Consider the following 3,848-nt stretch of genomic DNA (forward strand, 5'->3'; position numbering starts at 1 on the left):
TCAGGGCAAAACACTGTTGCCCTGGTTGCTGGTGGCCTATTGCATCAGCATGGTGGCGTTGTACCTGGTGGCGACATTGACGGTGCCGAGCCTGACCACCTTGCTGATTCCGTTCTGCCTGATGGCGCTGGTCAACGGTGCCAGTTACCCCATCGTGGTGGCGAATGCGCTGATGCCATTTGCGGAAAACTCCGGCAAGGCGGCAGCACTGCAAAACACCCTGCAGTTGGGGTTGTGCTTTCTCAGCAGCCTGCTGGTGTCGTCGATGATCGACCAGCCGCTGTGGATTACCGTGATCGTGATGCTGGCGACCGCGCCGCTGGCGGTGCTGGGTTACTGGCTGGCGCGGCCGAAAGCCGATAATTCCGAACTGGCGAATGCTTGAACGGCTAATGCACTGAAAAGGTGGGAGCTGGCTTGCCTGCGATAGCATCACCTTGGTCTACCTGATGCTCCGAGGTGCCTGCATCGCAGGCAAGCCAGCTCCCACACGTGATCCAGTAGTTTCAGTAAGCCCCTAGAACGTCACTTCCATATTCACCGTCGGCGTGGAAGTCCGGGTTCCCAACCCGCCGTCCACCCCGAACTTGTTGTGCCAGTACTCGTAACCCACGCCGAGGTACAGGTTGGGCTTGACGCTTTTGCCCGGCCGCACCGCCACCATCAACGCCGTCCGCATCAAGGTTTCGGGTGCGGTGTCGCGGCCGTGGTAGTCCTCGCCCTTTTCCCCGACGTAATTGATAAACCCCTGGAACTTCGCCGCGTGGTTGGCGATTTCGAACGGGCGCATCCAGGTGAGGTTGAGCATGTAGGTGTCGTCGAAGGTGTGGTTCGACTCTTGTGCGCCCGGGATGCCGGTGTGGTTCTTTTCCTTGTAGTACATCAGGCTCAGGTCCAGCACGCCGACGGTGTTGAACTTCACGGTCGGGCCGATCACCAGCGCGCGCTTTTTGGCCGAGGCGAAGTTGTTGTTGCGGTTGGCATCAAAACCCAGGGTCAGCGCGTAATCCTTGATCAACCCGGTGCCGAGCGGCACATCGAATACCCGTGAGGCATACAACTGGTGCCGATACACGGCATACACCTCGCTGCCGCCATGATCGGTGCCCTTGCGCGGGTCACTGCTGTCAGACAGGAACACATCGAGGTTCAGGTAATTGCTGCCGTACTGGTAGCCGCTGGCGTGGGTAAAGCTGTAGATGCGCTTGCTGAAATCGTCGGGGTTATTCGGATTGGTGAAGTGCTGGCCGTAGCGAAATCCTACGCTGTTGTTCATCCATTCCACCGCGACGGCCTCCCCGCCGCCGAGGAGGGAAAGGAATACGGTTGCGCCGTGCAGTGCCTTTTTCATTGTTTTAATTCCTTTGGCGTTTGGCTCATGGCGACCTTGCAGGGGGCCGCCGGGCGCAGTATCAGCACAAGCCCGATGCGCGCCAAAGAACAGAATCTCGCCTGGGCCGATGCCGAATCGGCAGCACGGCACTTGCCTCGAAAGTCAGGAAATACGTGGCGTGGCGGGCATTTCTTCGCGTTCGCGCAGGGCGATTTCTTCGCCCAACAGATGGGTGAGGGCTTGCACCGCCACGGGCAGGTCGCGGTCTTTGCGGGCGTAAACACCGAGGTCGCTGAAGATGCCGCCCTGGTCACTCAGCGGGATATGCAGCAGTTCACCACGCGCCAGGTCGGCCTCGATACCGATGCGTGTCTGGAAGGCGATGCCCAATTGCTGGCGTGCCAACTGCCGGGCCAATTCCATGGAGTTGCTCTGCAACAGCGGTTTGTTGGCCGCCGTGCGTTTGTGCAGCGGCGCGATCAAGTGGTGCACCGACAGCTCGCTCTTGGCCTGGATGACCCCATGTTCGCAACACTGCCCATAGCTCACGCGGGTTTCGCCGGCCAACGGATGCGCCGGCGTCATCAGTGCGCCGAGGCGGAAATGGCCGACACACAACTGGGTGATTTCGCTGCTGCGCGGCAGGGCAAACGCCAACCCCAAATCCGCCTGACCATTGACCACCGCAGCGGGAATTGACTGCGAGCCCTGCACCGTGACGCCAATCGTCACCTTCGGATAACGCTGGCGCATGCGCTTGAGGGCGGCAGGCAGCAGTTCGACGGCGGCGCCTTCCACCGTGGCGATTTCCACATGGCCGGTGTGCACGCCGTGCAAACCGTCCAGTTCACCGCGCACCCGTTCCACATCCTGCAACAACAGCGTGACGTGACGCGTGAGAATCTCGCCCGCCGCCGTCACACGCAGGCCGCCGGGGAGCCGATCGAACAGGGCCGTGCCCATCTCGTCTTCCAGTTTGAGGACCTGCCGGTTCACTGCAGACGACGCCACGTTCAGGCGCCGCGCGGCTTCGCGGATCGAATGGCAGCGGCGCACCATGTCGAAGTAGTAGATGGCCGGTGCGTGAATACGCAGCTTGCGGTTAAGCATTTTTTTCAGGTCCTTTTGCGCACGGCTTCAAGCCACGGGGCAGGGCGGCTGAATGGTTTTTTGTAACGCCGTTTCCGTGATTATTGTGAAATTGATTGTATACAACTCTATGGACATCTCATCTTTCCTTTGCATACAGTGAGCGCACAACAAAAACAGAGACCCCCTCACCATGACTATCCCGAAGGCGTCACCGCAGCGGCCAGAAGATGAGAATCTCGGCGTCGCGGCCAACATGGCTTATGGCCTGCAGCATGTGCTCACCATGTACGGCGGCATCGTCGCGGTGCCCTTGATCGTTGGCCAGGCGGCCGGGTTGTCGCCCGCAGATATCGGCCTGTTGATCGCCGCATCGCTGTTTGCCGGAGGCCTGGCGACCCTGTTGCAAACACTCGGCTTGCCGTTTTTTGGCTGCCAGTTGCCGCTGGTGCAAGGCGTGTCGTTTGCCGGCGTGGCAACCATGGTGGCGATTGTCGGCAGTGATGGCGCCGGCGGGGTGCCGGCGATACTCGGGGCGGTGATGGCCGCGTCGTTTATTGGTCTGCTGATCACGCCGGTGTTCTCACGGATCACCAAATTTTTCCCGCCGCTGGTGACCGGCATCGTGATCACCACCATCGGCCTGACGCTGATGCCCGTGGCCGCGCGCTGGGCCATGGGCGGCAACAGCCGCGCCGCCGATTTCGGCAGCATGCCGAACATCGGCCTGGCGGCATTGACGCTGGTACTGGTACTGCTGCTGAGCAAGATCGGCAGCGCGACCATTTCGCGCCTGTCGATCCTGCTGGCAATGGTGATCGGCACGGTGATCGCGGTGTTCCTCGGCATGGCTGACTTCTCCAGCGTTACCCAAGGCCCGATGTTTGGTTTCCCTACGCCATTCCATTTCGGCATGCCGACCTTTCATTTGGCGGCGATCATTTCCATGTGCATCGTGGTAATGGTGACGCTGGTGGAAACCTCGGCGGACATCCTCGCGGTGGGCGAGATCATCGACACCAAGGTCGACTCCAAACGCTTGGGTAATGGCCTGCGCGCCGACATGCTGTCGAGCATGTTCGCGCCGATCTTCGGTTCATTCACCCAAAGTGCGTTCGCCCAGAACGTCGGCCTGGTGGCGGTTACCGGGGTGAAGAGTCGGTTCGTGGTGGCGACCGGCGGGGTGTTCCTGGTGGTGCTAGGCCTGCTGCCGTTCATGGGCCGGGTGATTGCGGCGGTGCCGACTTCAGTGCTGGGCGGGGCAGGCATCGTGCTGTTCGGCACCGTGGCGGCAAGCGGCATTCGCACGCTGTCGAAGGTGGATTACCGCAACAACATGAACCTGATCATCGTGGCTACGTCGATCGGTTTTGGCATGATCCCCATCGCCGCACCGAACTTCTACGACCACTTCCCGAGCTGGTTC

Annotated in this window: 3 protein-coding genes and 1 pseudogene; 2 read left to right on the top strand and 2 right to left on the bottom strand. The window is 60.8% G+C overall.

What is annotated here, in order from left to right; translation table 11 throughout:
- Positions 1–385, top strand: a pseudogene (locus WBB95_RS04255) (purine nucleoside transporter PunC); the annotation flags it as partial.
- Between the two features lie 132 nt (positions 386–517).
- Here WBB95_RS04255 and WBB95_RS04260 read toward each other — a convergent pair.
- Both WBB95_RS04260 and WBB95_RS04265 read right to left on the bottom strand, forming a co-directional pair.
- Positions 518–1,351, bottom strand: a complete 834-nt coding sequence (locus WBB95_RS04260) for a nucleoside-binding protein (protein ID WP_424486452.1) — start codon at positions 1,349–1,351, stop codon at positions 518–520.
- Positions 1,352–1,495: 144 nt separating this feature from the next.
- Positions 1,496–2,443, bottom strand: coding sequence for a LysR family transcriptional regulator (locus WBB95_RS04265; protein WP_424486453.1), 948 nt, complete (start codon positions 2,441–2,443; stop codon positions 1,496–1,498).
- Positions 2,444–2,615: 172 nt separating this feature from the next.
- Between WBB95_RS04265 and WBB95_RS04270 the strand changes: the two genes are divergently transcribed.
- Positions 2,616–3,848, top strand: a 1,233-nt coding sequence (locus WBB95_RS04270) for a nucleobase:cation symporter-2 family protein (RefSeq protein WP_424486454.1), incomplete at its 3' end; no start/stop codon positions are given.

This window comes from Pseudomonas sp. (genome assembly GCF_049645325.1).
Taxonomy (GTDB): Bacteria; Pseudomonadota; Gammaproteobacteria; order Pseudomonadales; family Pseudomonadaceae; genus Aquipseudomonas.